Consider the following 26,061-nt stretch of genomic DNA (forward strand, 5'->3'; position numbering starts at 1 on the left):
TGGTTTGATAAGACAGCTTAACGGCTTAAGTTTGAAAGGAATTTTTTACGCAATGAAAATTATAGAAACTGGCTTTGATGGCCTATACGAAATTGAGTCTACTGTATTTGGAGATGACCGAGGGTACTTTTTTGAGTCATATAGAAAAAAGACCTTTGAAGAGCTCGGAATACAAGCAGACTTTGTTCAAGACAATGAATCGTTTTCGGTGAAGGGTACATTACGAGGGCTTCATTTCCAAAGTGAGCCTTATGCACAAGCAAAACTTGTAAGAGTTGCTTTGGGTAAAGTAATGGATGTAGCTGTGGACCTAAGGCCAAATTCGCCAACTTTCGGAAAACACCATACCGTTATTTTAGATGCCAAAAAGCATAACCTGTTTCTAGTTCCCGTTGGTTTTGCGCATGGTTTTTTAGCTTTGGAAGACAGCGTATTTTCATATAAGTGTACCAACTACTACAATAAAGCGTCTGAAGGCGGTATTTTCTGGAACGACCCTGAATTAAATATTGATTGGCAAATAGAAAATCCAATCGTGTCTGAAAAGGATAAACTTTTACCTAATTTTGCAGCGTATAAAAACGCACCTCTATTTTGAGTATACTTTCTTTTCTAAAGCCAAAGGATACTTCTCCAGCTTCCGTTTTGCCAATCAAAACAGATATCCATTCTCATTTAATCCCTGCGATTGATGACGGTGTGCAGTCTATTGAAGAATCGATTACGGTTTTGCGCGAAATGGAAGCATTAGGCTATGAGAAGGTAATTACTACTCCGCATTCAATGCCTGGCACTTATGACAACTCGCCCGAGAATATTTATGCGGGGCTGGAAATCATGCGCGAAGCCATCAAAAAAGAGGGCATCAATATTCAATTAGAAGCCGCCACAGAATATTACCTCGATGAATCATTCGTAGAGCTTATAGACTCAGGCGCTCCATTAATGACTTTCGGAAAAAAATACGTTTTGTTTGAGACCCCATTTATGAACATGCCCCCACAGCTAAAAGAGGTCACCTTCAAACTGAGTTTAAAAGGTTACAAACCTGTTTTCGCCCATCCAGAACGTTATTTATACCTTATGCAAAGCGAGTATTTACTGGATGAGTTGATGGACAGAAATATTATTTTACAGCTGAACGTAATTTCCCTAACCGGCTGTTATTCTAAACCTGTTCAAAAGTTTGCAGAAAAGCTTATCGACATGAAAGCTGTGCAACTTATTGGTACAGACTGCCATAACATAGGGCACATTAACCTTTTGAAAGAGGCAGTAAAAACAAAGTATTTTAAAAAATTAATGAACTTAGATCTTCTAAATAACACCCTTTAGAACTATGGTTTTTGTTACTGGCGCTACTGGCCTGCTCGGTAGCTTTATTTGTAGAGAACTTATTAAAAATGGCCAGTCCATTCGCGCTGTAAAGCGAGAAAGCAGCCAACTGACTTTGATCGAAGATATTGCCGATCAGATTGAGTGGGTGAATGGCGACATGAACGATACCACTTTTCTGCTCGAAGCATTAAATGGGGTTGATGGGGTTATTCACGGAGCGGCTATCATCTCATTCGATAAAAGAGATGAAGACAGAATGTACAAAACCAATGTGCAAGGAACAGCCGATTTGGTAAATGCCTGCTTAAAAGCAGGAGTGAAAAACTTTGTGCAAATAAGTTCAGTAGCCGCTATAGGCAGAAAACCCGGCCAGAAATTTATTGACGAAAAAGATAAATGGGAGGGCACAGAATACGATTCTATTTATGCCCGATCTAAGTACATGCAAGAACTAGAAGTTTGGCGTGGGGCCCAAGAAGGTTTAAATGTAAAAATCGTAAACCCTTCCGTAGTTTTAGGCCCAGGGCTTTGGGGTAGCGGAAGCACCTCCGTTTTTAAATATGCTTACGACAGCAAAACATTTCATCCAGAGGGCACCATCAATTTTGTGGATGTTCGCGATGTAGCCGAAATATGTGTTAAGCTACTTAATTCAAACATTCAAAATGAAAGGTTCGTACTAAATGCTGGCACAAAAGAATTCAAAGATTTCTTTAAAGAAGTAGCCAGCCGCTTTGGCAAAAAACCACCTACCAAACCAGTACCCTATTGGATGCTCAAAGTAGCTGTAAAATTAGAGTTTATCCGATCTAGAGTTATGCGCCAAAGCGCCCTAATCACAAACGATACAGCTAGGCTGTCACGCATGCATTATCACTTCAAAAATGATAAAGTGAAAAAAGCTTTAAACTTTGAGTTTCGCCCTATGAACGAAACCTTAGATTGGAGCGTTAGAGAACTTAAATCTATGCACAACCTTTAAAAAAACACGGTTATAAACAGATCAGGAAAAAAAAGACAGGGCCGCATAGTTTGCCATTCATTTATTCCTTACTTTGAATAAACCTTTCGAAAATAGATGCAAGAAGACTATCCTAGCAGAGAAGAGGAACGTGGGCTGATCAAGAAATTCGAAGAGCAACTCAAGCAAAAGACATATAATTTTTTCGATATCACTGAATACGAAACTATTATTCAGTATTATATCGATCACCTTCAATTTGGTAAGGGCTTAAAAGCATGCAAGCTTGCCATCGATCAATTCCCGTTTTCTCAAGAAATAAGTTTACTAATGTCGCAATGCTACATTGGTAAAGAAAATTATCAAGAAGCCCTTAGGGTAATTGATGAAGCTCAAAATTTGCATCCAAATGATGTGGAATTAAACACCGTAAAAGGAACTATCTATTCCTTTTTGGGAGAATACGAAAAAGCCGTTGAGCTCTTGCTGAACACGCTAGATTATGCCGAAGATAAATCGGAAGTGTATTATAACATAGGCCTTACCTACCAAACCAATTCAAAATACGAAGAGGCAATTGGTAATTACAAAAAGGCTATCGAGCTAAACTTAAACCACGAAAGCGCACTTTATGAACTTGCCTATTGCCTAGATGTAACTGGCAAGCTGGAAGATAGCGTTGACTACTATAAGCAGTTTATCGATCAAGACCCCTATTCTACCTATGCTTGGTACAATTTGGGAATTGTATTGAATAAGCTAGAACGCTACGAAGAAGCGATAAAAGCTTATGATTACGCCCTAGTAATTGACGACACTTTTTCATCAGCTTGGTTCAATATGGGCAACTCCTATATGAACCTCGATAAGTTTGATGAAGCTCTGGAGGCGTATAAAAATACGCTTACAAATGAAGGGCCATCGGCAGAAACTTATTGCTGCATTGGTACTGCCTATGAAAAACTCGAGCAATACGAGTTGGCCATGAAGTATTACCGAAAATCTACAAAACTAGATCAGTTTTATGAAGATGCTTGGTATGGAATAGGTTGTTGTCTCTCTGAACAAGACAAGTACTATGAGGCCATTCATTTCTTTAACAAAGCACTTAAGCTCGATCCAGAAAATGCCAATTATTGGTTGGCCATAGCCGATGCCGAACAGCATGTGGGTAATGTAGTTTCTAGCTTTGAAGCTTATCAAGAGGCGGCAATGCTAGAACCCAACAACGAAATGATTTGGCTTGATTGGTCGCTTATTTATTATGAGCAAGGCGAACACATTAAAGCCATCGAATTGATTGATAGGGCTTTGGAAGAACTTCCAGAAAATTCTGATTTAATGTACAGAATGGTAGTTTACCAAATATCGGCAGGTAGATACAAAGAAGCCTTTACTTATCTAGAAAATGCTTTAATTTTGGACTTTGAAAATCACGAAGTGCTTTTCGATTTCTTTCCTAAAATTGAAACCCAAAAAGCATTATTTAAGATCATTGATCAGCACCGAAACAAAATTTAAATGCACTACTTTTTAGAGAACGTGCCCGAAAGGACACAAAAACCAAGAGAAAAAGGCTTCACCATGGTAATGGACAAAGGCCTAAGTGTAAGGCAAGCCGAAGATTTTCTTAGCGTAGGAGCTAATCATGTAGACATTATCAAATTAGGCTGGGCTACCTCATATGTTACTGCCAACCTACAAGATAAACTGAATGTATACAGAGCTGCTGGAATTCCCTTTTACTTTGGAGGTACGCTTTTCGAAGCCTTTGCTGTAAGAAACCAATTTGACGATTACAGAAAATTATTAGACAAATTTCAAGTACCATTTGCCGAGGTTTCTGATGGTTCTGTAGAAATGGATCACGATAAAAAGTGTGAATACATCACTGAACTATCGAAACAAGTTACTGTACTTTCAGAAGTTGGATCTAAAGACGAGGAAAAAATTATTCCTCCGTATAAATGGATCGAGCTGATGCAGAAAGAACTAGACGCTGGTGCTTGGAAGGTAATTGGCGAAGCACGTGAAGGAGGTAATGTTGGTCTTTTCAGGTCAAGCGGAGAGGTTCGTTCAGGCTTGGTTCAAGAAATTCTAACTAAGATTCCTTTTGAAAGAATTATTTGGGAAGCTCCACAAAAAGCGCAACAAGTGTACTTTATTAAGCTGGTGGGCGCCAATGTAAACCTTGGAAATATTGCACCAGAAGAACTAATTCCATTGGAAACAATCCGTTTGGGTTTAAGAGGAGATACTTTCAATCACTTTCTGGATAAATAAGAATGAAGAATATTAAGGAGCTCATTCTTCTCTACTTTAAAGGTATTGCCATGGGAAGTGCCGATGTAGTTCCTGGCGTTTCAGGAGGAACAATTGCTTTCATTACTGGCATTTACGAAACACTATTAAACGCTATTCGCAGTGTCGACCTTCAAGCATTACAATACTTGAAGAAATTTCAAATTAAAGCGCTTTGGAAACACGTTAACGGAAACTTCTTGTTACCGCTTTTGGCCGGAATTGCCACCAGTGTACTTACCTTAGCTAAAGTAATTACCCATTTATTGGCTGAGTACCCTATTCAAGTTTGGTCTTTCTTTTTTGGGCTAATTGTTATTTCGGCCCTTATTATTCTTAGGGAAATTAAACATTGGAATATTGGCGTTTTTGTAGCCATTGCCTTAGGTATTGCTATTGCTTATTTTATTACTTCGGCTACTCCGGCTGAAACCCCTGAATCTTCTTGGTTTTTATTTATAGCTGGAGCAGTAGCTATTTGCGCAATGATATTACCTGGAATTTCTGGGTCATTCATTTTGCTCATTTTCGGAAAATACGAGTTCATTCTCTCGGCTGTTAAAGAGTTTAGAGTTGTAGATATTGCCATTTTTGGCTTGGGCTGTATAATAGGCTTATTAAGCTTTGCCCGTTTGGTAAGTTGGCTTTTCAAAAAATACCACAACATTACAATTGGTGTTTTGTCTGGTTTTATGATTGGTTCACTTAACAAAGTATGGCCGTGGAAAGAGGCCATTGAAACGTATATTGATCGCCATGGCGACTTAAAGCCTTTGGTTCAAGTTAATGTTTTGCCTAACCAGTACTATGGAAAAACTGGTGCCGAACCTTTCTTTTTAGAAGCTATTTTATTTGCTGCTGCGGGCTTTCTTGTTGTATTGGCAATGGATAGGGTTGCAGCTGCACTAAACCCAAAAAATTAAATGCGGAAATTTGGACTGATCGGTTACCCTCTCGGCCATTCATTTTCGAAAAAACACTTCTCAGATAAATTCGAAAAAGAAGGGATTAAGGCCGAATATGAGCTTTATCCTCTCGAAGATATTGAGGAATTTCCTGCCTTAGTAAAAAACACTAAAGGCTTAGAAGGTATTAATGTTACCATTCCATACAAGGAATCGGTAATGAAATTTCTTGATGAAATTGATGAAAAAGCGGCAGCAATTGGCGCAGTAAACACTATCAAAATTCAGAATGGAAAACTGAAGGGTTTCAATACCGATTATTTAGGATTTAAAACTTCGTTGGTAAAGTTTATCGGAGCCAACCCTATGCCCGAAAACGCTTTGATTCTTGGAACAGGTGGAGCTTCAAAAGCCGTTCAAACTACCCTTTCAGACTTAGATATTCAATTCAAACTGGTCTCCCGCAATCCACAAACAGATGAACTTTCATACCAAGACTTCAGCACATCCACACCCCAGCACTCCAACACTTTAACACCTCAGCACCTCAACACATACCAACTCATCATTAATACTACGCCACTCGGCATGGCTCCCAAAACAGACGAGCTTCCTGACTTACCTTACCAGCAATTGACATCTGATCATTTCCTATATGATCTGGTGTATAATCCTTTAGTAACAGCATTTATGCAAAAAGGAATTGAAGCCAAATGCTGGGTAAAAAATGGATTGGAAATGCTACACGGGCAAGCGGAAGCCGCATGGGAGATTTGGAATAGGTAAATCCTTTCTCAATATAAGATGAATATCGCGATCGATAAGCAATAAATCTTTGGATACTAAATCAAATTTTATTTATTTGATTAAAAATATAAATAAATGACAAAAGTATCTTTTTTACTCGTATTGCTTCTTATCCTTTGTCACGCATCATACGCACAAGAATATTCAAAAAACACTTTTGAACTTAACGTGAATTATGGTCTTGCTGGCAACTTTCAGTTAGATTATGAGCAACCTCCTAATCAGGTTCCAGCTGGATTCGTGGCTATTAAGAATAAAAAATTCTTCGGTAGCATTGGTGGGATCGAATTCCAGTGGAATATTAAGTCTAGTAAGGCTTCGATCGGAATAAGCTACGATAGAGAGTCTCATATTGGTGTGAAAAAATACGGCCAATATATTAACCAAAATACCTTCGTAGAAATCTCAGACTTCAAGCTCCGCCATATTAACGAAATGTTCAGCCTCTTCTACAAAAGAAAAATAAATGAAAAACTCATTTTTACGGCAGGTACTTTCTTCATTAGTCCTCAAATGCAAGAAATAGAATACTACTACGCAGCCAATGTTAACAACTCACAAATGGATGCTTATTTGATTTCTATTCAAGAAAGAAACGCCAGTAACTCTAACCTTATTGATGCTGGTATTTTTGTGGGCGCTGAGTACTACTTCTATAAATCAGGAAATTTCCAAGTGGGAATACAATCGAGAATATATCACACTACAAGCTTAGGTTGGTTTGAAACAGTAACGTTTACACCAAAATTGAAATACACATTTTAAGCTCGTGAATGCCCAAAGCTGAGTATTTTTTCAATTCGTAAACTCAAAACTAATAATTGATGTTAGTTTTACTCTATGGATTTTAAGATTACCTCTGACTTTGTTCCTACTGGCGACCAACCTGCGGCCATCAAGGCCTTAGCCGAAGGCGTTAATGCAGGCGAGGCCAGCCAAGTACTTTTGGGTGTTACGGGTTCTGGAAAAACCTTTACCATTGCTAACCTTATTCAGGAGGTTCAAAAACCTACTCTAATCTTAAGCCATAACAAAACTTTGGCCGCCCAGCTTTATGGAGAGTTCAAGCAATTCTTTCCAGACAATGCTGTAGAGTATTTTATTTCCTACTACGATTATTATCAACCAGAAGCCTTTATTCCAGGTAGTAACCTTTATATAGAAAAGGATCTTTCCATAAACGAAGAAATTGAAAAACTGAGACTCAGCGCCACTTCATCTTTACTTACTGGTCGAAGAGATGTAATTGTGGTGGCTTCCGTTTCATGCATCTATGGTATAGGAAATCCAGAAGAGTTTGGTAAAAATGTAATTACACTACAAGTAGGTGATACAATTTCGCGCAACAAACTCCTTTTTGCTTTTGTTGACATTCTGTATAGCCGAACCGAAGCGGAATTTAAGCGAGGCACATTCCGTGTAAAGGGCGATACGGTAGATATTTTCATTGCTTATGGTGATTTCGCTTATCGAATTTACTTCTGGGGCGATGAAATTGAGGCCATTCAAATGATTGACCCAGTATCTGGAATGAAAATTTCGGACGAAAAAATCATCACTATTTTTCCTGCTAACCTTTTTGTAACAGGAAAAGATGTGTTGAATCAAGCCATTCATGAAATTCAGAATGACTTGGTAGAGCGCCTCCACCAGTTTGAAGATGACGGTAAATTTTTAGAGGCCAAGCGCCTAAAAGAGCGTACTGAATTTGATCTGGAAATGATGAGGGAATTGGGTTATTGTTCTGGGGTAGAAAATTACTCACGCTATTTCGACAGACGCCAAAGGGGGCAACGGCCTTTCTGTTTGCTCGATTACTTTCCAGAAGACTTCCTGATGGTAATTGACGAAAGCCATGTAACCTTACCTCAGGTGCGTGCCATGTGGGGAGGCGATAGGTCTAGAAAAGAAAACTTGGTGGAATACGGCTTCAGACTACCATCAGCCATGGACAATCGCCCGCTAAAATTTGACGAATTTGAAGGGCTGGCCAAGCAAACCATTTACGTAAGCGCTACCCCTGCCGATTATGAGCTCAACCTAACCCAAGGCGAAGTAGTAGAGCAGGTAATTCGTCCAACGGGCTTACTTGATCCTATCATTGAAGTGAGGCCAAGCCCTAACCAGATCGATGATATTCTGGAAGAAATTGATATTAGAGTTAAGAAAGAAGAGCGCGTACTCATTACAACTTTAACCAAAAGAATGGCAGAAGAACTGTCCAAATACTTGGAAAGGGCCAACGTAAAGGTGCGTTATATTCACTCAGAAGTAAGTTCACTGGACCGGGTTGAAATTCTTCGTGAATTAAGGCTAGGCATTTTCGATGTACTGGTAGGCGTAAACTTATTAAGGGAAGGGCTTGATTTACCAGAGGTTTCATTGGTGGCCATTTTAGATGCCGATAAAGAAGGCTTTTTGCGAAACGAACGCTCTTTAGTGCAAACCATTGGCCGTGCGGCCCGAAACCAAAATGGCATGGTAATCATGTATGCCGACCGAACCACGGTTTCCATGCAGCGCGCTATTGACGAAACCCGAAGAAGAAGGGCGATTCAGCAAGCTTATAATGAGGAACACGGAATTACTCCAACCACCGTCAAGAAATCGAAAGAAGCCATTATGAATCAAACTTCGGTGGCCGATTCAAGAAAACAGAAAAAGAACTACTATGCTGAAAGCGAAAGTATTTCAGTAGCTGCCGACCCTGTCGTGGCTTATATGGGCAAAGAAGGTTTGGAAAAAATGATTCAGAAAACCCAAAAATCGATGGAAAAGGCTGCCAAAGAACTTGATTTTATTGAGGCTGCCAGATTGCGCGATGAACTTGCTGAACTGAAGGAATTACTTAGAAAGAAATAATCATTTCCAGCCATCTTCTCATTCAAAAATATTTCCATTCTCTTTCTGTGACCTTTTGTAAAATCCACGTCAAATGGCTCAAACACAGAAAATAAAACATGAAACAGCATATTATCATTGGAGTATTCATCTTGACATTGTTCAGTTGCTCTAATGAAAAAGAGAAAGAAGTATTGATGAATGAAAACTCAAGCCTTATTGCCAAAATAGACAGCCTTTCTTTAGAAATAAAAAGTAGTCAAAAAACATCTGCTACTCTATTCAAGGCCATGACATTAATGGATTCAATTGATTTGGGTAGAAAAATGCTCAGAGTAACTTTAGAGAATAGTGATTCTCAAGAAGACTTCATTGCTCATTTAACTGAACTGAAATCTTACATAGCGCAAACCTCTTTGCAGATTTCAAGTTTAGAAAAGTCATTAAAAAACTCGACAACGGCTCAAAACAATTATGCCAATAGCTTAAAAAAGCTAAAGGCCGAGTTTGAATCGCAAAAGAATGACATTGCTCTTTTAGAGGCTAGATTAGATACAGAAACCAATAACAATCAAAAGTTGGTAGCATTGAATAGTATTCAGGCGGAAACCATCTTAAGCCAAGATGAAATGATTGAAGCAAAAACAATGGAATTAGAACTTTTGGATCAGCAAATTTCAGCCATGAAATCGGCCTTCCAAATTAGTGAGGCAGACTCCTATTTCACCAGAGGCGAGGCTTATGCTCTTGCCGCACAGAGAACAAAATTGGCGCCTAGCAAGAAAAAATCTACCTACAAACAGGCTTTAGAAAATTATCAAAAAGCACTGGAATTGGGTAGAGAAGATGCAAAGCCCAAAATCGATTTGATAGCTAAGAAATTACACTGATAGGTTTTGAATTTTTGTTTGAGAGAAAGGGGTGTCAAAAGCATCCCTTTTTTTGTTTTTTTCGACCCAAACTCTGTTTAATTTGTTGGCATGAACTCCATTTCAGAAGCAGAAAAAGAAGCCCTCAAAAACTACCTTAACCGCTATGTAGTTTTCGATGAAAATGAGTTCGAAATATTTCTGAAGCATTTAGAAAAGGTCACAATCGAGAAAAAGAAGTTTCTTTTGGAGCCCGATCAAGTTTGTCGCGCTCAATATTTTATTCTTAGTGGCTGTTTAAGAACCTTCTATTTTAATGAAAAGGGCATTGAACAAACCCTTCTTTTTGCCATTGAAAACTGGTGGATTACTGAGCACGATAGTTTTGTGAACGAAAAGCCTTCCCAACATTATATTCAGGCATTAGAAGATGCCGAACTTCTAAAACTAGATAAAGCCAAAATGGAAGCACTCTACCTAAAAGTGCCAAAAGTAGAAAGGCTATTTAGGATTATAGCCGAAAAAACATTGATTGCATCTCTTAATCGCTTACAATTGATTTTCAACCTGAGTAGGGAAGAAATGCTCGACAATTTTAATAATGCCACTGGGCCTTTTGCTCAACGAGTACCTCAAAAAATGCTGGCTTCCTATTTGGGCTTTACCCCAGAGTTCTTCAGCATGATTAAAGCCAAGAAAAAGAAGAAGGGAGAGTGAAAATCTATTTTCTTAAACTGGTTTAAGTATTAGCCAGCTCACCGTTGCGAGATTTGTGTTATCACAAAACGCTAGAAATTATGCAACGATTTTCACATTCAGAATTACCCCAAGGGCTGTACGAATCAGTATTTGGAATAGAAGAGTATCTAAAATCATGTGGTTTTGACCAGAAGCTTTTAGGCTTAATGAAATTCCGGGTTTCTCAAATTAACCATTGTGTATACTGTTTGGATATGCATTACAAAGAAGCTATTGCCGCTGGCGAAACAGAACTCAAGCTCTATTCAATTTCGGCATGGAGAGAAGCTCCATATTATTCTAATAAAGAAAGGGCGGTATTAAGCTATGCGGAAAAACTAACACTGCTGAGTAAGAATGAAGTAAGTGATGAGGATATTGAAAACTTGGGAAAATTTTTCTCCAGAAAAGAGATTGCTAACCTTACCTTAGCCATTGCTCAGATCAATACATGGAATAGACTGATGGATGCTTTTAGGTTTGAGCCTGGAAAACACCGAGTAAACCAAAAATAGTATGAAAGCACACTGGATAAAAGTATTCTTGAGACTTGCCTTAAGCATGGCATTCCTTTCCGCAGTAGCCGACAGGTTTGGGTTTTGGCCTGAAGAAATTTCAACTTGGGGAAATATGGAGGCTTTTTTGGCTTATACAGGAAGTATGGTTCCATGGGCACCCGAAAGTTTAGTGCCCTTTATGGGTTGGAGCGCCACTATTCTAGAAGTCATATTTGCAATACTTCTTATCCTAGGTTTTAAAACCAAGCTTACTGCTCAATTGAGTGGTGTTCTGCTTCTGGTTTTTGGGTTATCCATGGTCTTTTCATTTGGTCTAAAAGCCCCGCTTGACTATTCAGTGTTTTCAGCCGCTGCTGCTGCATTTGGGCTTTCTTTAATCAAAGAACCCTTTTTAGAAATAGACCAATTAACTGGGAAAAAGTAAAAGGTTTCAACTTGTTCGCCATTTAAAAACAAAGGGTAGCAGAGATCGCTACCCTTTGTTATATTATCGATTTAATTGCCAGTCTATGAACAATCCTCAACTCGATCTCGATTTTGTTAGAAGTTACTTCCCTGCGCTTAGCAGTGGTTTTGTCTATATGGATAACGCAGGTGGTTCTCAAACCCTAAAACCTGTTGTGGAAAGAATTTCTGAATACCTGCTGAACTACGATGTACAGCACGGAGCTTCTTATGAAATTTCGCGCCTAGCGGGAGAGAAAGTGGGTTTCGCTACCAACGAAATGGCCAAGCTTGTGAATGCCAAAGACCCTAAAGAAATCGTGATGGGGCATTCCTCCACCATGATGTTCAGGCTTTTGAGCCTAACGCTTTCAAAAGCATGGAAAGCTGGAGACGAGGTAATCACCACCAATTCCGAACATGAATCTAACTGTTCTCCTTGGATGGATTTACAAGAAAAAGGCATTGTCGTCAAAATTTGGGAGGTAAACCCAGAAAGCCTAGAGTTTGAAATTGAAGACTTAAAGCAATTGCTTTCTGCCAAAACGAAACTGGTGACCATGGTGCATGCCTCGAATATTTTGGGCACTATTAACCCAATTGCCGAAGTAGCCAAAGTGGTGCATCAAGCAGGTGCTTTATTCTGTGTGGATGGCGTTGCCCTGGCCCCTCATCGTTTGGTAGATGTGCAGGCTTTGGATGTCGATTTTTATGTATTCAGTTGCTATAAAGTGTATGGCCCACATTGCGCTTTGATGTATGGAAAACTAGAAATTCTGGAGGCTATGGCAGGAATTAACCACTACTTTATTAAAGAAGTACCCTACAAACTTCAGCCTGGCAATAAGAATTTTGAACTGACCTACAGCATGGCTGGGCTTACGGAATATTTGAGAGATGTTCACGACCATCATTATACAAATGACACCAAGGCAGATGACCAATTGAAATTTCAGAAAAGCTTCGATTTGTTTGCCGCCCATGAAGAAGCGTTGGCCAATCGTTTTATGGATTTTCTAAAAACCAAAGACTCGGTTACCATTCTTGGCGTACAAAATGGGGATCAGAAAAGAAGAGTGTCCACCATTGCTTTTCATCATGATACTTTAAAAAGCGAAGCCATTGTTAAGCAAGTTGACCCGCACCGTATCGGTATTCGTTTCGGTGATTTCTATGCCAAAAAACTGGTGCAATCTCTCAACTTAGAAGCCAAAGGCGGCCCAGTTCGCGTCAGCTTTGTGCATTACAATACACTGGAAGAAGTGGATAGATTGATTGGGGTTTTGGAAGTGGTTTTATAAAAAATGAATTGCTCAAAATTTTAAAGTGGTGGAATTTGACCACTTTAAAATTCAAGAAGGTTTGCAATAAAACAAAAAACCACCCCTTTTCAGAGGTGGTTTTGAATTCATCAAGATTTTAGAATTTTACTTTCCTTCGTTGTATCTTCTGGTTACTTCGTCCCAGTTAATTACGTTAAAGAAAGCACTAATATAATCAGGTCTTCTGTTTTGGTAGTTCAAGTAATAAGCGTGTTCCCAAACATCAAGGCCTAAAATTGGTTTTCCACCACAGCCTACATTTGGCATCATTGGGTTATCTTGGTTAGGAGAAGAGCAAACTTCTACTTTGCCTCCTGGGTGAACACAAAGCCAAGCCCAGCCAGAACCAAATCTTGTCGCTGCTGCTTTTGAGAAAGCATCTTTAAAGCCATCGAAAGAACCAAAAGCTGAATCGATTGCTGCGGCTAAATCGCCAGAAGGCTTACCTCCACCATTTGGAGACATTACTTTCCAAAAAAGATCGTGGTTATAATAACCACCACCGTTATTTCTTACTGCTGCATTGTCCATATGATTGGCCAAAAGCTCTTCAATACTTTTGCCCTCCATTTCAGTACCTTCAATTGCTGCATTCAGGTTGTTAGTATAACCTGCATGATGTTTATCGTGATGAATTTCCATCGTTCTTGCATCTACGTGCGGTTCAAGCGCGTCAAATGCATATGGTAAATCTGGAAGTTTAAATGCCATGTTTATTTATGATTATATGTTGAACAAAAATTTATGGTCTCAATTTAGCGAAAAACGATTTCATAAGCGCTTCGCTCTCTAAAGCAAACAAGCCACCTACCACTTCTGTTTTAGGATGTAGCAAGTTTCTGTCATGAATACTGTATCCTCTTCGAATATCCTTGGCTCCGTATACCAATTTGCCAAGTTGCGCCCAATATTGAGCTCCAGCACACATTACACAAGGCTCTAACGTAACATACAAAGTACACTCTTTTAAGTATTTTGCCCCCAAATAATTAAAGGCCGAAGTAAGTGCCAGCATTTCTGCATGGGCAGTAACATCATTCAATTGCTCAGTTTGATTATACGCTCGAGCAATTATTCGTTTTTCAGCGACTACCACCGCTCCAACAGGGACTTCTCCCCTGTCGAAAGCCATTTGGGCTTGCTTTAAAGCCTCACCCATGAAAAACTCGTCTTTATGTACTGATAGTTCCAAAGTTCAAACGTTTTATTTAGCCAAAGGGCTATTGAAAGCGAAAATCTTTTCAGAATAAGTAAAGATTAAAAGTCTCTTTCGATTGAAGCCTAATATTAGCCCCATTTGCTAAAACAATTACTAAATTTGCGGCTCAATTTTACGAAAGCATACCATGTTAAGAACGCATACCTGTGGCGAATTAAGAGAAAGCAATTGCAACGAGCAAGTTACACTTTGTGGTTGGGTACAGCGGTCGCGCGATAAAGGCGGCCTTATGTGGACCGACTTAAGAGACCGATACGGAATTACTCAGCTTTCTTTTGAAGAAGGAAGTACACCTGCCGAAGTGTTGGAAACAGCCAGAAAACTAGGGCGCGAATTCGTTGTGAAAGCAACAGGAACCGTGGTGGAACGCTATTCTAAAAACGATAACATTCCTACAGGAAGCATCGAAATTAAAGTAGAAAGCCTAGAAATTTTGAATGGTTCAAAAGTACCTCCTTTCATTATTGAAGACGACACCGATGGAGGTGAAGAACTCAGAATGAAATACCGCTATTTGGATTTACGAAGAAACGAAGTGCGCAGCAAACTGCAATTGCGCTCTAAACTGGCCATGGCTGTTCGTAATTACTTAGCCGAACAAGACTTTATTGAGGTTGAAACGCCTGTTTTAATCAAGTCTACGCCAGAAGGAGCTCGTGATTTTGTGGTGCCTTCTAGAATGAACCAAGGCGAATTTTATGCGCTGCCTCAATCGCCACAAACCTTTAAGCAATTGCTGATGGTTTCTGGTTTCGACAGGTATTTTCAAATCGTAAAATGCTTTAGAGACGAAGACCTTAGGGCCGATCGTCAGCCTGAGTTTACTCAAATAGACTGCGAAATGTCTTTCGTAAATCAAGAAGACATTCTGAATACATTCGAAGGCATGACCCGCCACATGTTCTCTGCCGTAAGAGGTGTAGAGTTGGGCGACTTCCCTCACATGACTTATGCCGATGCCATGCGCAAATACGGCAACGACAAACCCGACATCCGTTTTGGGATGGAGTTTGTTGAACTGAACGAGCTAGCACAAAACAAAGGTTTTAGCATTTTCGATCAGGCAGAATTGGTGGTTGGAATTTGTGCCGAAGGTTGTGCCGAATACACCCGTAAGCAATTAGACGCCCTGACTGATTTCGTGAAAAGACCACAAATTGGTGCCAAGGGTTTGGTGTATGTAAAATGCAATGCCGATGGCACTTTCAAATCTTCAGTAGATAAATTTTATTCTGAAGAAGACTTAAAAGCTTGGGCAGATAAAGCTGGAGCAAAAGCTGGCGACTTAATTTTAGTACTTAGCGGAACCGCAAACGAAACCCGTAAACAAATGAGCGAATTGCGTTTGCACATGGGTAAAGAATTGGGCTTACGCGATAAAAATACTTTTCAGCCACTTTGGGTAATCGATTTCCCTCTATTGGAATGGGATGAAGAAACCGAGCGTTTCCACGCCATGCACCACCCATTCACTTCGCCAAAAGCGGAAGACATGGCTTTGCTCGATACCGACCCCGGAAAAGTAAGAGCCAATGCTTACGATTTAGTCATTAACGGTGTTGAAATTGGTGGTGGTTCAATCAGAATTCACGACAGAGCAACGCAGCAGCTGATGTTTAAACACTTAGGTTTTACTGAGGAAGAAGCCAAAGCCCAGTTCGGCTTTTTAATGGACGCTTTCGAATATGGTGCACCTCCACACGGTGGGATTGCCTTTGGTTTCGATCGACTGTGCGCCATGTTTGGTGGTTCAGACAGCATCAGAGATTACATTGCCTTCCCTAAAAACACTTCGGGCAGAGATGTAATGATTGATTCGCCTTCTACTATTGATGAAGCACAACTCAAAGAGTTAGGTATAAACCTGAGATAAGCCGTTTACTTAAAGTTTAGTTTTAAGATTTGGCCGTAGCGTTAAATTCGTAAATTCGGGCGCGTCTAAAAACTGATGAAAACCAAGCTTACAAAAAAATTCTACATGCGTATTAGCCTAGTGGTAGCCCTGCTGCTCTGGCTAATCATGACGCTGTTGGATGTTTTGCAGGTTTTGGCCTTCAGAAGCGATGTCGATTTAGGTATTTCCCCTGTCGTCCCTGTCCTTATTATGGACTTCTTTTTTGTTTTTCTGGTGCTGTATTACCGCCTTAGAATCACAAGATTAGAAAGCACAGACTTTATAGATTACCTCTGGCGAGTGTTTGCTATAGGCTTGGTAGCCACATTGGTTTCCGTTGCTATTGGACTATTCAACAGCTCTATTGCCGATTCTGCACTTTCCAAAAACCCATTCTTAGAGGAGGTACTTTTTAGCCTCAGGTTTGGGATGGTTTCTGTTTTTCTGATTTCCACTTTTACTGTATGGAAAAAGCTTATTCTCTACCAAAAATCTAAAAGATTGGTGTTATGGTGGAATGTGTTCGAAGGAATCGTGTTGCTTTCCATATTTTTCGACCTCACAGGTGCAGAACTTCAAACCAGTGATTTGTTCAAAGTTCTATTCGGTATAATTACGCTAATGGCCCTTATTCTATCGGCCAACTTAAAGTGGGTAGCTTACCTAAATTTTAAGCAAAAGTGGAAAAGCATTTTGCTCATTTTACTGATTACGATTTACCTTGGCTATTTCTTTACCTCAATTTATGTGCCCGGTGAGGACACAATGGATAATCTAAAATCCATTGATAACCTCTTTGTTATTTCGTTGTTTGTGTTCTTGCTTTTTTATAGCATTTTCTCACTTCTCGTAATTCTTTTCAACCTTCCTACCTCATCTGTTTTTGAGAAGAAGATGGAAGAAGCCATCAACTTCCAGCGCTTAAGCCAATCTATTCAACAAGGAGAGAACGAAAACCAGATTTTCGATATTCTCTTAACCAGCTCAATGAGTGCGGTATACGCTGATGCAGGCTGGTTAGAAATCAATCGGAACAAGCAAGAAACTGAAGAGTTAGAAATCAGAAGAAAAAATCTGAGCCCTACAAACCGACTAGAGGTAATAGAACAAATCAAAACAAGTAAGCAAAAATCGGTACTTAAAAACCCGCTTTCAAAGGCCACAGAGCAAGACCAAACTTTAGTTGTTTTCAAGAAATCCAATTTCAGGTCAGTTCTTATTGTTCCTTTAGTAATTCAAGAAAAAGTGGCAGGCCACATGTATTTGCTTAACGAACTGAGCGATGGCTTTAACAAAGAGATGATTAACATCATCAATACTTTTGCCAGCCAAGCGAGCATTTCTATTGAAAACTTCCGCCTATTAGGCGAAGCGTTAGAAAACGAACGTTATAAAAAAGAGCTTAACATTGCCAAAAAAGTACAACGAGCACTTTTGCCCGAGAACTTAGATCACGATTCTTGTTTCCAGATTCATGCTTATACTCAGGCTCCAGATGAAGTTGGGGGTGATTATTATGATACCTTTAAGCTGAGCGATCATAAGTTTGTTGTGGTTATTGGAGATGTTTCTGGAAAAGGAACCTCAGCCGCTTTCCACATGTCGCAAATGAAGGGCATTTTTCAAAGCTTGGTTCAGTTAGATCTTGCCCCCGATGAGTTTTTGGTAAAGGCCAACAAAGCCTTGAGTGGCTGTTTAGAAAAAACCTCATTCATCACACTTTCCTATTTTGTGATTGATACCGAGCGTAGATCGGTTGAATATTCTAGGGCTGGCCATTGCCCAACGCTCTTCTATTCTAGCCAAAACGCAAGTGCCGAATTCCTTGAAAACAAAGGACTTGGGTTAGGAATTTTACGTAACGACAGTTTTAAAAACTATGTATTCGTTAATAGAATGACTTTCCAAAAAGATGACATCATAGTATTATACACCGATGGCATTTCTGAAGCTTCCAATCATTCTGGAGAGGAATTTGGATACGAGAGGATGAAAAAAATATTGACCGAAAACGCCAAATACGATGCGGTTTCAATTCAAAAAACATTTATTAAAAAGCTCTTTGAGTTTTGCGAGGATAAAAATTTAAATGATGACTACACTATGGTGGTGATCAAGTTCAAATAAAGAACGTATAAAAGCTTATGTTAGAAATTGTACAGACCAATGAAAACAATTATATCTCTATTGCCGTAACAGGAGATGCAGATGCCAGTTCTTCCATAAAGTTGGACAAGGGGCTTCGCTCGGCTTTTGACGAAAGCCATAGTAATATCATAGTAGATTGCACTAACCTTAACTATATTTCTTCTGCTGGGCTGGGCGTATTCATGTCCTACATCGAAGAAATTAATCAAACCAATACCACCTTTATTATTTACGGCCTATCCGAAAAAGTGCTCAAAGTTTTTGGCATACTCGGCTTAGACCAATTGCTTATAATTAGAAAAACAAAAGAAGAAGCTTTAGCGGAAATAAATGGCTTATAGTTTTAACATACCTTACAGCAAAAACAAACTCAGGTTAATGCGGAAATTTGTAACCAAAGTGTTACATGAGCATTCTGTGCCTGATATTGAAACCAATATGATGGTGTTGGCAGTGGATGAGGTATGTGCAAACATTATTATCCATGGCCAATGTTCAGACCTTGAAGATTACGTCAAAATTTCCATCAGCTTTAATAAAGAAGGTGTTTGGTTTGATATTATCGACAAAGGTGCTGCCTTCGACATTATAAAATACAACGAACCTATTTTGGGCGATTTAATCCGTACCAAACAAAAGGGAGGTGTAGGCATTATGTTGGTGAAGAAAATCATGGACAAAATAGAATTTGATTCAAGCCCGAATCAAAACACCTTGCGCTTGTTCAAAAATGTGACTTTCGAAAAGTAACCCTGTCATGCGTTTTCTAGCAATATTCACTTTCTTTTTCTATTCCTTTGCCCCAATTATGGCTTTTCAAGAAAGCCAAAGCATAGCTAAGCTCAATGGTGTTTCTATTTCTAAAGCCGAATTTCTTTATGAGTTTAATAAAAACCATAAGGCAAATACACCTTTAGTTTACGATTCGCTTGAAAAGTATTTAAACCAATATATTGACTTTAAGCTGAAAGTATTGGCGGCTAAAAAAGCTGGTATTGGTAATTCAGAAACATTTCAGAATGAATACAATGGATACATCGCCCAAATTCAAAAGCCTTATTTACAAAACCCGGTATCTGAAGAAGGGCTTATTTTAGAAGTGTATGATAGGCTAAAATATGAGGTTAATGCTTCACATATCCTTATCAGAATAGCCAACGAATCCAACCCTATGGATACCTTGGCTGCTTATCAGAAAACAGACAGCCTAAGAAGTTTAGCCCTAAACGGAGCTGATTTTGCGCTCTTGGCTAAAACCAACTCACAAGATGGATCGGCCAAAAATGGTGGAAGCCTAGGCTGGTTTACTGCCATGTCTATGGTTTACCCTTTTGAAAATGGGGCTTATGAAACGCCCGTAGGTGGTATTTCGAAAATTATCCGTTCGCAGTTCGGTTATCATATCATTAAAGTAAACGACAAGAGGTTAGCCAAAGGCAGGGTAAAAACTTCACACATTTTTCTGACTAAAAATGGCCGCTCAAGAGAAAGTGGAAACCAATTGATTAAAACGATTTACGATTCTATTCAAAACGGAGGCGACTGGAAAGCGCTTTGCAAACAATACACAGATGATAGCCAAACGCGGCTCAATGGAGGTTCTCTACCTTATGCGGGAACTGGAGAATTACCAGATGAATTTTTAAAAGTTGCTTACAGCATTGAAACCCCTGGCGATATTGCTCCGCCTTTAGAGGCATCATATGGCTGGCACATTATCCGCCTTGATGCCGTAGAAGAAATGCCTTCATTGGAAGAAATGAGAACGAAAATTTCTGAAAATATAAGACGTTCGGGTAGAAATCAATTATCACCAGAGGTATTGGTCAATAAACTCAAAAACGAAAACGGGTTTGAACAAGACTTACCTAAACTCCAAAATACCATAGCCCAAATTGCTGCTGTTGGTTTACCTAATTTAGATTTAGCCAGCCTCAACAATCAAACTGTTTTTAAAATCGGCAATAAAGAAATCCTGTATTCTGAATTCTTTAGATCGTTGGGCAATGCAAACCAAATTACCGTTACCACACTTTGGAACCGCTATAAGTTGTTTGAACGCGAGCAAATCATTCTTTACGAAGACAGCCTCGCTCCAGAAAAATATCCAGAATACGGATTTTTACTCAACGAGTATAAAGAAGGTTTAATGCTTTTCGAAATCATGGAAAAAGAGGTTTGGAATAAAGCTGCAGAAGATAGCATCGGCCTTAACTCCTATTTCAACTCAAACCAAAAAAACTATGTTGCTCCAGAAAGGGCTTCGGTTTGGGTTATTGAGTCAGCCAATTCAGAAAGTCTTGAAAAGGTGGTTGATACTTTCAAATGGGATCAGAGTACTCCGTTTGAAAACGCACTTAAAGCTCAGCTTGAGCCTGAAGTATTTAGTGCGTTAAAAATTGCTAAAAGAACTTATCAACGAAAGGATTTACCTAATTTCGCACAAAACTGGAAAGAACATGTTCTTTTCAGTCAGCTTTCTGAAAAGCGAGTTTACGCCATTGAAGAAATAATCCCTAAAGGTTTATATCGTTTAGAAGAAATAAAAGGCCTTGTTATGGCCGACTATCAGGATTGGTTAGAAAAAGAATGGGTGAAATCTCTAAGAAAGGCCAATAGGATTGAAATTGACACAAAACTATTGAAGCAAATTGCTTCTGATGAAAAAAGGTAAATACTACATATTGCTTATCATTTTACTTGCCGTTAGCTCATGCGAGTTTCTTGGTATGGAATCTGAAAGCAAAATGGACAACACCGAAAACCTTGTGGCAAGGGTGGGCAATACCTTTTTATATAAAACAGACATTAGTGATTTAACCGACCCCAGTATGTCTGAAGAAGACAGTGCTAGAATCACTGAGCGATTTATTGATACTTGGATAAAGAAGGAATTGTTTGTTAGAGAAGCATCCAGCAACAGCAAAATTGATCAGACTGAAATTCAAAGAAAAGTAGAAGCCTACCGCTATACGCTCATTTCTTATGAGTACCAAAAATTAATGGTAGAGCAACAGCTCAATCGAGAAGTAAGCGAAGAAGAAATTAAGCAATACTACAGCGACAATATTGACAATTTTCAGCTTAGGCAAAATATTTTAAGAGGCCGATATTTAAAAATATTGCAGGCCGCACAAAAGAAAGCAGACGTAAGAAGGTGGATGAAATCCGATAGGCCAGAGGACTTAGAGTCGCTTAAATCTTATGGATTTCAATTTGCTAGCGACTTTTCTCTACAAGATTCTACGTGGATTAACTTTGATGATTTAACTAAAAACTCACCTTTTTCCACTATTGAAAATAAGATTCAATTTCTAAGAAGAAACCGATACGTTGAAGAATCAGATTCTCTATATCTTTACCTTTTCAGAATTCACGAATTCAAACTGTCTGAGCAGGTTTCTCCATTGGAGTACGTTAAGGAAGACATCAAGAATATTATAATTAACAAGCGTAAGGTAGAGATTGCCAAGAGTCTGGAGAATAAAGTTTATGAAAGAGCGAAAAAAAATGAGGACTACGAGATATATAAATAAAGGATTGGCAGCAATACTGTTTACAGTGCTTTCACTCAACATAACTTTTGGGCAAGAAGTAGTAGATAAGATTATCGCCAAAGTGGATAATCACATTATTCTTAAAAGCGAAATTGAACAGGCTTACGCTGGATTTCTATCGAGTGGCGAGGCTGCAAACTTCACAGGAGATGCCCGCTGTTTAATTTTGGAGCAAATGATCGAAACTAAACTCATGCTTGCTATGTCTGAGATAGATTCTGTAGATGTAGATGCAGGAAGGGTAGATTACGAGCTCCAAATGAGAATGCAAAACATAGTTCAGCAAATGGGTTCGGAACGCGCTATTGAAGAAGCTTACGGAAAGTCTATCGATCAACTGATGGATGAATTAAGACCCAACGTTGAAGAACAATTAAAAGTAAGTGCTCAGGAAGAGTTCATCTTAAGTTCAGTAACGGTTACCCCGGCAGAAATCCGTAAGTTTTACAATAATATTCCTAAAGACAGTTTACCTCTTTTTAACACCGAATTTGAAATTGGTGTAATTGTAAAAAAGCCTGTGCCAAACGAAGCTGAAGTACAAAAAGTAAAAGATCAGTTGATGAAAATTAGGGAAAGGGCTATGAATGGAGAAAATTTTGAAATCTTAGCCATTGAAAACTCTGAAGGCCCAAGTGGCCCCAATGGTGGTAATCTAGGTCTTGCTAAAAGAGGCCAGATGGATCCTGCTTACGAAGCGGGAGCCTTAGCGCTTAAGCCAGGCGAAATCTCTATGCCTGTGGTTTCCCAATTCGGAATTCACCTCATTCAGCTTATAGAAAAGCGTGGAAACGAATACAATTCACGCCATATTTTAATTACTCCTAAACCAACCGAGCAAGATATTCAAAGAACTTCTAATGAATTAGATAGCCTTAGAACCCTTATATTATCCGATAGTATAACTTTTGCCTCAGCTGCGAAACAATTTTCAGATGATGAGGGTACAAAAGCAAATGGTGGGTTTTTGACTGGTCAGTTTGGAACCAATAAAATCTCAGCCGAGAACTTAGACCCAACCATGTTTTTTATCATTGATGAAATGTCTGAAGGTGATATTTCAAAGCCAGAAATCATTGAAATGTTGGATGGCTCAAAAGCTGTAAGAATCATATATTACAAATCTAAAGTAGGGCCACATAGGGCCAACATGACTGATGACTACGAAAAGTTAAGAGCAGCTACTTTGGGTATGAAGAAAGATCAAAAAAGAAGAGAGTATATTAAAGAAAAAATGAAAGAAGTTTACGTAATGGTTGATCCTGAATTTAACCGTTGCGGCATAACGAATAACTAATAAGAATGGAAGAAGTAAAGTCGGAAGTAGCCCTTGCAAATAAATTTTTTGAGGATTTCAACATTCTTAAAAAGGAAATTTCAAAAGTAATTATTGGTCAAGATGAAGTAGTTAACCTACTTTTGACTTCGATTTTTTGTCAGGGCCACAGCCTTTTAGTAGGCGTTCCTGGCTTGGCTAAAACTTTACTGATTAGCACAATCTCTTCCGCTTTAGACCTAAAATTCAACCGAATTCAGTTTACTCCAGACTTAATGCCTTCAGATATTTTGGGGGCTGAAACTTTGGACAAAGACAGAAATTTCAAATTTATTCAAGGCCCAATCTTCGCCAACATTATTTTGGCAGATGAGATCAACAGAACTCCTCCCAAAACACAAGCGGCTTTGTTAGAGGCCATGCAAGAATATGCGGTTACAGTGGCTGGACAAACGTTTCCATTACAAAAACCTTTTTTCGTTCTGGCTACTCAAAACCCTATTGAACAAGAGGGAACCTATCCTTTACCAGAAGCTCAGCTAGATCGTTTCTTATTCAACATTCAATTGTCATACCCATCATTTGCATCAGAAGTAGACATCGTAAAAGGAACAACTACCGATGAGCAAAAAATAGTGAATAAAGTACTGGGTGCTGAAGAAGTACTAGCCTACCAACATTTGGTACGTAGAGTGCCTGTTGCCGATAACGTAATTGAATACGCAGTAAATCTCGTTCACAAAACCAGATTTGATTCAGAAAGAGCTCCTGCCATTACCAAAGAGTATGTAGAATGGGGTGCAGGGCCAAGAGCTTCGCAAAACCTAATTATTGCTGCCAAATGTAATGCCTTGCTGAATAATAAATATTCGCCTGACATTGAAGACGTGAAAGCCGTGGCTAAACCAATCCTACGCCATAGAATCGTAAGAAACTTTAAAGCAGAAGCCGAAGGTATTACTATCGACAAATTGATCGAAGAGCTACTCTAAGCCGAGTAATTATAAAATCCTTTTCCTGATTTACGGCCATGATGGCCAGCATCAACCTTTTGCTCTTGAATACGAGAAGGTCTGAATTTTGGGTCTTGATGAAATGCATTGAACATTGAGGTGGTTACAGAAAAATTAGTATCCACACCAATCAGATCCATCAGTCTAAAAGGGCCCATTTTAAAACCCGAAGCCTCTACAAGTCGATCGATTCCTTTCACATCAGAAACTCCTTCTTCCAGTACTTTTAACCCTTCAACATAGAAGTTACGCGCTACTCGGTTAACAATAAAGCCAGGGGCATCCTTAGCCATAACAGGCACTTTACCTAATACTTTAGCCAATTCGTAAACTACTTTTGAAGTATCGTCTGAAGTTGCTACCCCAGAAATTACCTCAACCAGTTTCATGATATGGGCAGGATTAAAAAAGTGCATTCCCACAAAACGCTCTGGGTGCCTCAAGTCTCTTGCTATTCTTGTAATAGGAATGGAAGAAGTGTTTGAAGCTAAAATGGTTTTGTCAGAATTCTGATTTTCTAATTTTTCAAACAGCTCCTTTTTTACGTCAAGTCTCTCTACTATGGCTTCAATAATAATATCGGCCTTTAGTAATTCAAAATCGGTAGTAAAAGCAATACTAGAAAGTGCTTGATCTTTTTCTTCAGCAGTAACTTTACCTCGCTCAATTCCCTTATCTAGATTTTTGCCAATATTATTTTTAGCAGTGTCTAAAGCTGAAGACTGAAGATCGTATAGCACAACAGTGTAGCCTGCCAAAGCAGAAATCTGAGCAATTCCCTGCCCCATAGTTCCTGCTCCAACTACACCTATTTTCTTAATATCCTCTAATTGCATCATAATGAATTGAACTGCTTTAAAAAGCGAATGTCATTTTCCGTAAACAAACGTAAATCTTTAATTCCGTACCGAAGCATGGTAATACGCTCTATTCCCATTCCAAAGGCAAAACCAGAATACACAGAAGAGTCAATACCGCAGTTTTCTAGCACATTTGGGTCTACCATTCCGGCACCGCCAATTTCTACCCAACCGCTGTATTTACAAATATTGCATCCTTCGCCATGACATATCTGACAAGAGATATCAATCTCTGCACTTGGTTCTGTAAAAGGGAAATACGAAGGCCTAAATCGTACTTGAGTATCTTTGGTATACATTTCCTTAGCGAAATGGTAAAGCGTTTGCTTTAAATCGGCAAACGAAACACCTTTATCTATGTATAAACCTTCCATTTGGTGAAATACACAATGCGCTCTGGCAGAAATCGCCTCATTTCTAAAAACCCTTCCTGGAGAAAGCGTTCTGATAGGAGGCTTCTCATTTTCCATTACTCTAATCTGAACAGAAGAGGTATGTGTTCTTAAAGCGATGTCGGGGTTTTTCTCTAAAAAGAAAGTATCCTGCATTTCTCTGGCAGGGTGATTTTCAGGAAAGTTCAGTGCAGTAAAATTGTGCCAGTCATCTTCAATTTCAGGCCCAGAAGAAACATTAAAACCAATTCTTTCAAAAATTTCGATGAACCTTTGGCGCGTTGCGGTTAATGGATGAATTGTTCCAAACTGACTTTCAATTGGTGGTAAAGTAAGGTCTGGGTGATCTTCCGTCTTCTTCGACCCAGATTTTAAACTATCAATATGAAACTGAAAGCGTTCTTCAGCAAGGTTCTTCAAAGCATTAACATCTTGTCCGTAAGCCTTTCTTTCTTCAGCCGGAACGGACTTCATGTTACCGAAAAGCTCACCAATAACACTTTTTCGGCTAATGAATCTCATTCTATAAGCTTCTAGTTCCGCTTCAGAACTTACCACAAAAGCTTCTACCTCTTTCTTAATTTCTTCGATCGAATTCGACATATTGCATTAGTATTTCGGTACAAAAATAGGGTTTGATATTAATTAATCCCTCTAA

The 26,061-nt window shown here is 39.1% G+C and carries 26 protein-coding genes; 22 read left to right on the forward strand and 4 right to left on the reverse strand.

Annotated features, from left to right (window positions below):
* Positions 1–52 precede the first annotated feature (52 nt).
* The 14 genes from rfbC to AWW67_RS06710 all read left to right on the forward strand — a co-directional run bounded on the left by rfbC (position 53) and on the right by AWW67_RS06710 (position 13,023).
* Positions 53–598 (forward strand): dTDP-4-dehydrorhamnose 3,5-epimerase, encoded by a 546-nt coding sequence (gene rfbC, locus AWW67_RS06645; RefSeq protein ID WP_062301509.1) that lies wholly within the window; start codon positions 53–55, stop codon positions 596–598.
* Positions 595–1,335: a tyrosine-protein phosphatase gene (locus AWW67_RS06650; RefSeq protein WP_071387067.1), complete on the forward strand. Its 741-nt coding sequence runs from the start codon at positions 595–597 to the stop codon at positions 1,333–1,335. Before rfbC ends, AWW67_RS06650 begins: the two co-directional genes overlap by 4 nt.
* Before the next feature lie 4 nt (positions 1,336–1,339).
* Positions 1,340–2,320 (forward strand): SDR family NAD(P)-dependent oxidoreductase, encoded by a 981-nt coding sequence (locus AWW67_RS06655; protein ID WP_062300784.1) that lies wholly within the window; start codon positions 1,340–1,342, stop codon positions 2,318–2,320.
* Between the two features lie 96 nt (positions 2,321–2,416).
* On the forward strand, positions 2,417–3,820 hold the full coding sequence (locus AWW67_RS06660; RefSeq protein WP_062300785.1) for a tetratricopeptide repeat protein: 1,404 nt from the start codon (positions 2,417–2,419) through the stop codon (positions 3,818–3,820).
* Complete coding sequence (locus AWW67_RS06665; RefSeq protein WP_053222173.1) at positions 3,821–4,582, forward strand: phosphosulfolactate synthase; 762 nt, start codon at positions 3,821–3,823, stop codon at positions 4,580–4,582. It begins immediately after the preceding gene.
* 2 nt (positions 4,583–4,584) lie between these two features.
* Complete coding sequence (locus tag AWW67_RS06670; protein ID WP_053222174.1) at positions 4,585–5,523, forward strand: polyprenyl-phosphate transporter; 939 nt, start codon at positions 4,585–4,587, stop codon at positions 5,521–5,523.
* Complete coding sequence (locus tag AWW67_RS06675; RefSeq protein WP_062300786.1) at positions 5,524–6,291, forward strand: shikimate dehydrogenase family protein; 768 nt, start codon at positions 5,524–5,526, stop codon at positions 6,289–6,291.
* 96 nt (positions 6,292–6,387) lie between these two features.
* Complete coding sequence (locus AWW67_RS06680) at positions 6,388–7,077, forward strand: hypothetical protein (RefSeq protein ID WP_062300787.1); 690 nt, start codon at positions 6,388–6,390, stop codon at positions 7,075–7,077.
* A 75-nt stretch (positions 7,078–7,152) separates the two neighbouring features.
* Complete coding sequence (gene uvrB, locus AWW67_RS06685; RefSeq protein ID WP_062300788.1) at positions 7,153–9,174, forward strand: excinuclease ABC subunit UvrB; 2,022 nt, start codon at positions 7,153–7,155, stop codon at positions 9,172–9,174.
* Positions 9,175–9,272: 98 nt separating this feature from the next.
* Positions 9,273–10,043 carry a hypothetical protein gene (locus AWW67_RS06690; RefSeq protein WP_062300789.1) on the forward strand — a complete coding sequence of 257 codons (771 nt, stop codon included), beginning with the start codon at positions 9,273–9,275 and terminating at the stop codon, positions 10,041–10,043.
* 90 nt (positions 10,044–10,133) lie between these two features.
* Positions 10,134–10,739 carry a Crp/Fnr family transcriptional regulator gene (locus AWW67_RS06695; RefSeq protein ID WP_062300790.1) on the forward strand — a complete coding sequence of 202 codons (606 nt, stop codon included), beginning with the start codon at positions 10,134–10,136 and terminating at the stop codon, positions 10,737–10,739.
* Positions 10,740–10,819: 80 nt separating this feature from the next.
* Entirely contained in the window at positions 10,820–11,275 is a 456-nt protein-coding gene (locus AWW67_RS06700; protein ID WP_062300791.1) for a carboxymuconolactone decarboxylase family protein, read from the forward strand.
* A 1-nt stretch (position 11,276) separates the two neighbouring features.
* The gene (locus AWW67_RS06705; RefSeq protein ID WP_062300792.1) at positions 11,277–11,702 is read left to right on the forward strand and encodes a DoxX family membrane protein; all 426 of its coding nucleotides are present in this window, start codon (positions 11,277–11,279) and stop codon (positions 11,700–11,702) included.
* An 85-nt stretch (positions 11,703–11,787) separates the two neighbouring features.
* Positions 11,788–13,023, forward strand: coding sequence for a cysteine desulfurase-like protein (locus AWW67_RS06710; RefSeq protein WP_062300793.1), 1,236 nt, complete (start codon positions 11,788–11,790; stop codon positions 13,021–13,023).
* A 126-nt stretch (positions 13,024–13,149) separates the two neighbouring features.
* Here AWW67_RS06710 and AWW67_RS06715 read toward each other — a convergent pair whose 3' ends face one another.
* The gene (locus tag AWW67_RS06715; RefSeq protein WP_053222184.1) at positions 13,150–13,755 is read right to left on the reverse strand and encodes a superoxide dismutase; all 606 of its coding nucleotides are present in this window, start codon (positions 13,753–13,755) and stop codon (positions 13,150–13,152) included.
* A 31-nt stretch (positions 13,756–13,786) separates the two neighbouring features.
* Positions 13,787–14,236: a nucleoside deaminase gene (locus tag AWW67_RS06720; RefSeq protein WP_260311354.1), complete on the reverse strand. Its 450-nt coding sequence runs from the start codon at positions 14,234–14,236 to the stop codon at positions 13,787–13,789.
* Between the two features lie 154 nt (positions 14,237–14,390).
* On the opposite strand from AWW67_RS06720, the gene aspS reads away from it, so the two are divergent.
* The 8 genes from aspS (at position 14,391) to AWW67_RS06760 (ending at position 24,130) form a co-directional block, all read left to right on the forward strand.
* Entirely contained in the window at positions 14,391–16,136 is a 1,746-nt protein-coding gene (aspS, locus tag AWW67_RS06725; protein ID WP_062300795.1) for an aspartate--tRNA ligase, read from the forward strand.
* A 105-nt stretch (positions 16,137–16,241) separates the two neighbouring features.
* Complete coding sequence (locus AWW67_RS06730; RefSeq protein ID WP_071387086.1) at positions 16,242–18,284, forward strand: GAF domain-containing SpoIIE family protein phosphatase; 2,043 nt, start codon at positions 16,242–16,244, stop codon at positions 18,282–18,284.
* Between the two features lie 17 nt (positions 18,285–18,301).
* Positions 18,302–18,646 (forward strand): STAS domain-containing protein, encoded by a 345-nt coding sequence (locus tag AWW67_RS06735; RefSeq protein ID WP_062300797.1) that lies wholly within the window; start codon positions 18,302–18,304, stop codon positions 18,644–18,646.
* Complete coding sequence (locus AWW67_RS06740; protein WP_071387068.1) at positions 18,636–19,055, forward strand: ATP-binding protein; 420 nt, start codon at positions 18,636–18,638, stop codon at positions 19,053–19,055. Before AWW67_RS06735 ends, AWW67_RS06740 begins: the two co-directional genes overlap by 11 nt.
* A 7-nt stretch (positions 19,056–19,062) precedes the next feature.
* A complete protein-coding gene (locus AWW67_RS06745) occupies positions 19,063–20,979 on the forward strand; it encodes a peptidylprolyl isomerase (RefSeq protein WP_082793994.1) in 1,917 nt (638 codons plus the stop codon).
* A complete protein-coding gene (locus tag AWW67_RS06750) occupies positions 20,966–21,841 on the forward strand; it encodes a peptidylprolyl isomerase (RefSeq protein ID WP_053222190.1) in 876 nt (291 codons plus the stop codon). The genes AWW67_RS06745 and AWW67_RS06750 overlap by 14 nt, the downstream gene beginning before the upstream one ends.
* Positions 21,816–23,159, forward strand: a complete 1,344-nt coding sequence (locus tag AWW67_RS06755; RefSeq protein ID WP_071387087.1) for a peptidylprolyl isomerase — start codon at positions 21,816–21,818, stop codon at positions 23,157–23,159. Before AWW67_RS06750 ends, AWW67_RS06755 begins: the two co-directional genes overlap by 26 nt.
* Before the next feature lie 5 nt (positions 23,160–23,164).
* Complete coding sequence (locus AWW67_RS06760) at positions 23,165–24,130, forward strand: AAA family ATPase (protein WP_053222192.1); 966 nt, start codon at positions 23,165–23,167, stop codon at positions 24,128–24,130.
* On the opposite strand, the gene AWW67_RS06765 is transcribed toward AWW67_RS06760, so the two are convergent.
* Together AWW67_RS06765 and AWW67_RS06770 are read right to left on the reverse strand one after the other, a co-directional pair.
* Positions 24,127–24,990 carry a 3-hydroxyacyl-CoA dehydrogenase NAD-binding domain-containing protein gene (locus tag AWW67_RS06765; RefSeq protein ID WP_311316220.1) on the reverse strand — a complete coding sequence of 288 codons (864 nt, stop codon included), beginning with the start codon at positions 24,988–24,990 and terminating at the stop codon, positions 24,127–24,129. The two genes, AWW67_RS06760 and AWW67_RS06765, sit on opposite strands and share 4 nt — an antisense overlap.
* Entirely contained in the window at positions 24,987–26,006 is a 1,020-nt protein-coding gene (locus AWW67_RS06770) for a phenylalanine--tRNA ligase subunit alpha (protein ID WP_053222193.1), read from the reverse strand. Before AWW67_RS06770 ends, AWW67_RS06765 begins: the two co-directional genes overlap by 4 nt.
* Positions 26,007–26,061: the final 55 nt, after the last annotated feature.

The sequence above is a fragment of the Roseivirga seohaensis genome (assembly GCF_001592945.1).
Taxonomy (GTDB): Bacteria; Bacteroidota; Bacteroidia; order Cytophagales; family Cyclobacteriaceae; genus Roseivirga; species Roseivirga seohaensis.

Excerpts from the sequence above, each read along its gene's own strand:
- rfbC (WP_062301509.1), top strand. The coding sequence starts at position 53 with ATGAAAATTATAGAAACTGGCTTTGATGGCCTATACGAAATTGAGTCT.
- AWW67_RS06655 (WP_062300784.1), top strand. The coding sequence starts at position 1,340 with ATGGTTTTTGTTACTGGCGCTACTGGCCTGCTCGGTAGCTTTATTTGT.
- AWW67_RS06660 (WP_062300785.1), top strand. The coding sequence starts at position 2,417 with ATGCAAGAAGACTATCCTAGCAGAGAAGAGGAACGTGGGCTGATCAAG.
- AWW67_RS06665 (WP_053222173.1), top strand. The coding sequence starts at position 3,821 with ATGCACTACTTTTTAGAGAACGTGCCCGAAAGGACACAAAAACCAAGA.
- AWW67_RS06670 (WP_053222174.1), top strand. The coding sequence starts at position 4,585 with ATGAAGAATATTAAGGAGCTCATTCTTCTCTACTTTAAAGGTATTGCC.
- AWW67_RS06675 (WP_062300786.1), top strand. The coding sequence starts at position 5,524 with ATGCGGAAATTTGGACTGATCGGTTACCCTCTCGGCCATTCATTTTCG.
- AWW67_RS06680 (WP_062300787.1), top strand. The coding sequence starts at position 6,388 with ATGACAAAAGTATCTTTTTTACTCGTATTGCTTCTTATCCTTTGTCAC.
- uvrB (WP_062300788.1), top strand. The coding sequence starts at position 7,153 with ATGGATTTTAAGATTACCTCTGACTTTGTTCCTACTGGCGACCAACCT.
- AWW67_RS06690 (WP_062300789.1), top strand. The coding sequence starts at position 9,273 with ATGAAACAGCATATTATCATTGGAGTATTCATCTTGACATTGTTCAGT.
- AWW67_RS06695 (WP_062300790.1), top strand. The coding sequence starts at position 10,134 with ATGAACTCCATTTCAGAAGCAGAAAAAGAAGCCCTCAAAAACTACCTT.
- AWW67_RS06700 (WP_062300791.1), top strand. The coding sequence starts at position 10,820 with ATGCAACGATTTTCACATTCAGAATTACCCCAAGGGCTGTACGAATCA.
- AWW67_RS06705 (WP_062300792.1), top strand. The coding sequence starts at position 11,277 with ATGAAAGCACACTGGATAAAAGTATTCTTGAGACTTGCCTTAAGCATG.
- AWW67_RS06710 (WP_062300793.1), top strand. The coding sequence starts at position 11,788 with ATGAACAATCCTCAACTCGATCTCGATTTTGTTAGAAGTTACTTCCCT.
- AWW67_RS06715 (WP_053222184.1), bottom strand. The coding sequence starts at position 13,755 with ATGGCATTTAAACTTCCAGATTTACCATATGCATTTGACGCGCTTGAA.
- aspS (WP_062300795.1), top strand. The coding sequence starts at position 14,391 with ATGTTAAGAACGCATACCTGTGGCGAATTAAGAGAAAGCAATTGCAAC.
- AWW67_RS06730 (WP_071387086.1), top strand. The coding sequence starts at position 16,242 with ATGCGTATTAGCCTAGTGGTAGCCCTGCTGCTCTGGCTAATCATGACG.
- AWW67_RS06735 (WP_062300797.1), top strand. The coding sequence starts at position 18,302 with ATGTTAGAAATTGTACAGACCAATGAAAACAATTATATCTCTATTGCC.
- AWW67_RS06740 (WP_071387068.1), top strand. The coding sequence starts at position 18,636 with ATGGCTTATAGTTTTAACATACCTTACAGCAAAAACAAACTCAGGTTA.
- AWW67_RS06745 (WP_082793994.1), top strand. The coding sequence starts at position 19,063 with ATGCGTTTTCTAGCAATATTCACTTTCTTTTTCTATTCCTTTGCCCCA.
- AWW67_RS06750 (WP_053222190.1), top strand. The coding sequence starts at position 20,966 with ATGAAAAAAGGTAAATACTACATATTGCTTATCATTTTACTTGCCGTT.
- AWW67_RS06755 (WP_071387087.1), top strand. The coding sequence starts at position 21,816 with ATGAGGACTACGAGATATATAAATAAAGGATTGGCAGCAATACTGTTT.
- AWW67_RS06760 (WP_053222192.1), top strand. The coding sequence starts at position 23,165 with ATGGAAGAAGTAAAGTCGGAAGTAGCCCTTGCAAATAAATTTTTTGAG.
- AWW67_RS06765 (WP_311316220.1), bottom strand. The coding sequence starts at position 24,990 with ATGATGCAATTAGAGGATATTAAGAAAATAGGTGTAGTTGGAGCAGGA.
- AWW67_RS06770 (WP_053222193.1), bottom strand. The coding sequence starts at position 26,006 with ATGTCGAATTCGATCGAAGAAATTAAGAAAGAGGTAGAAGCTTTTGTG.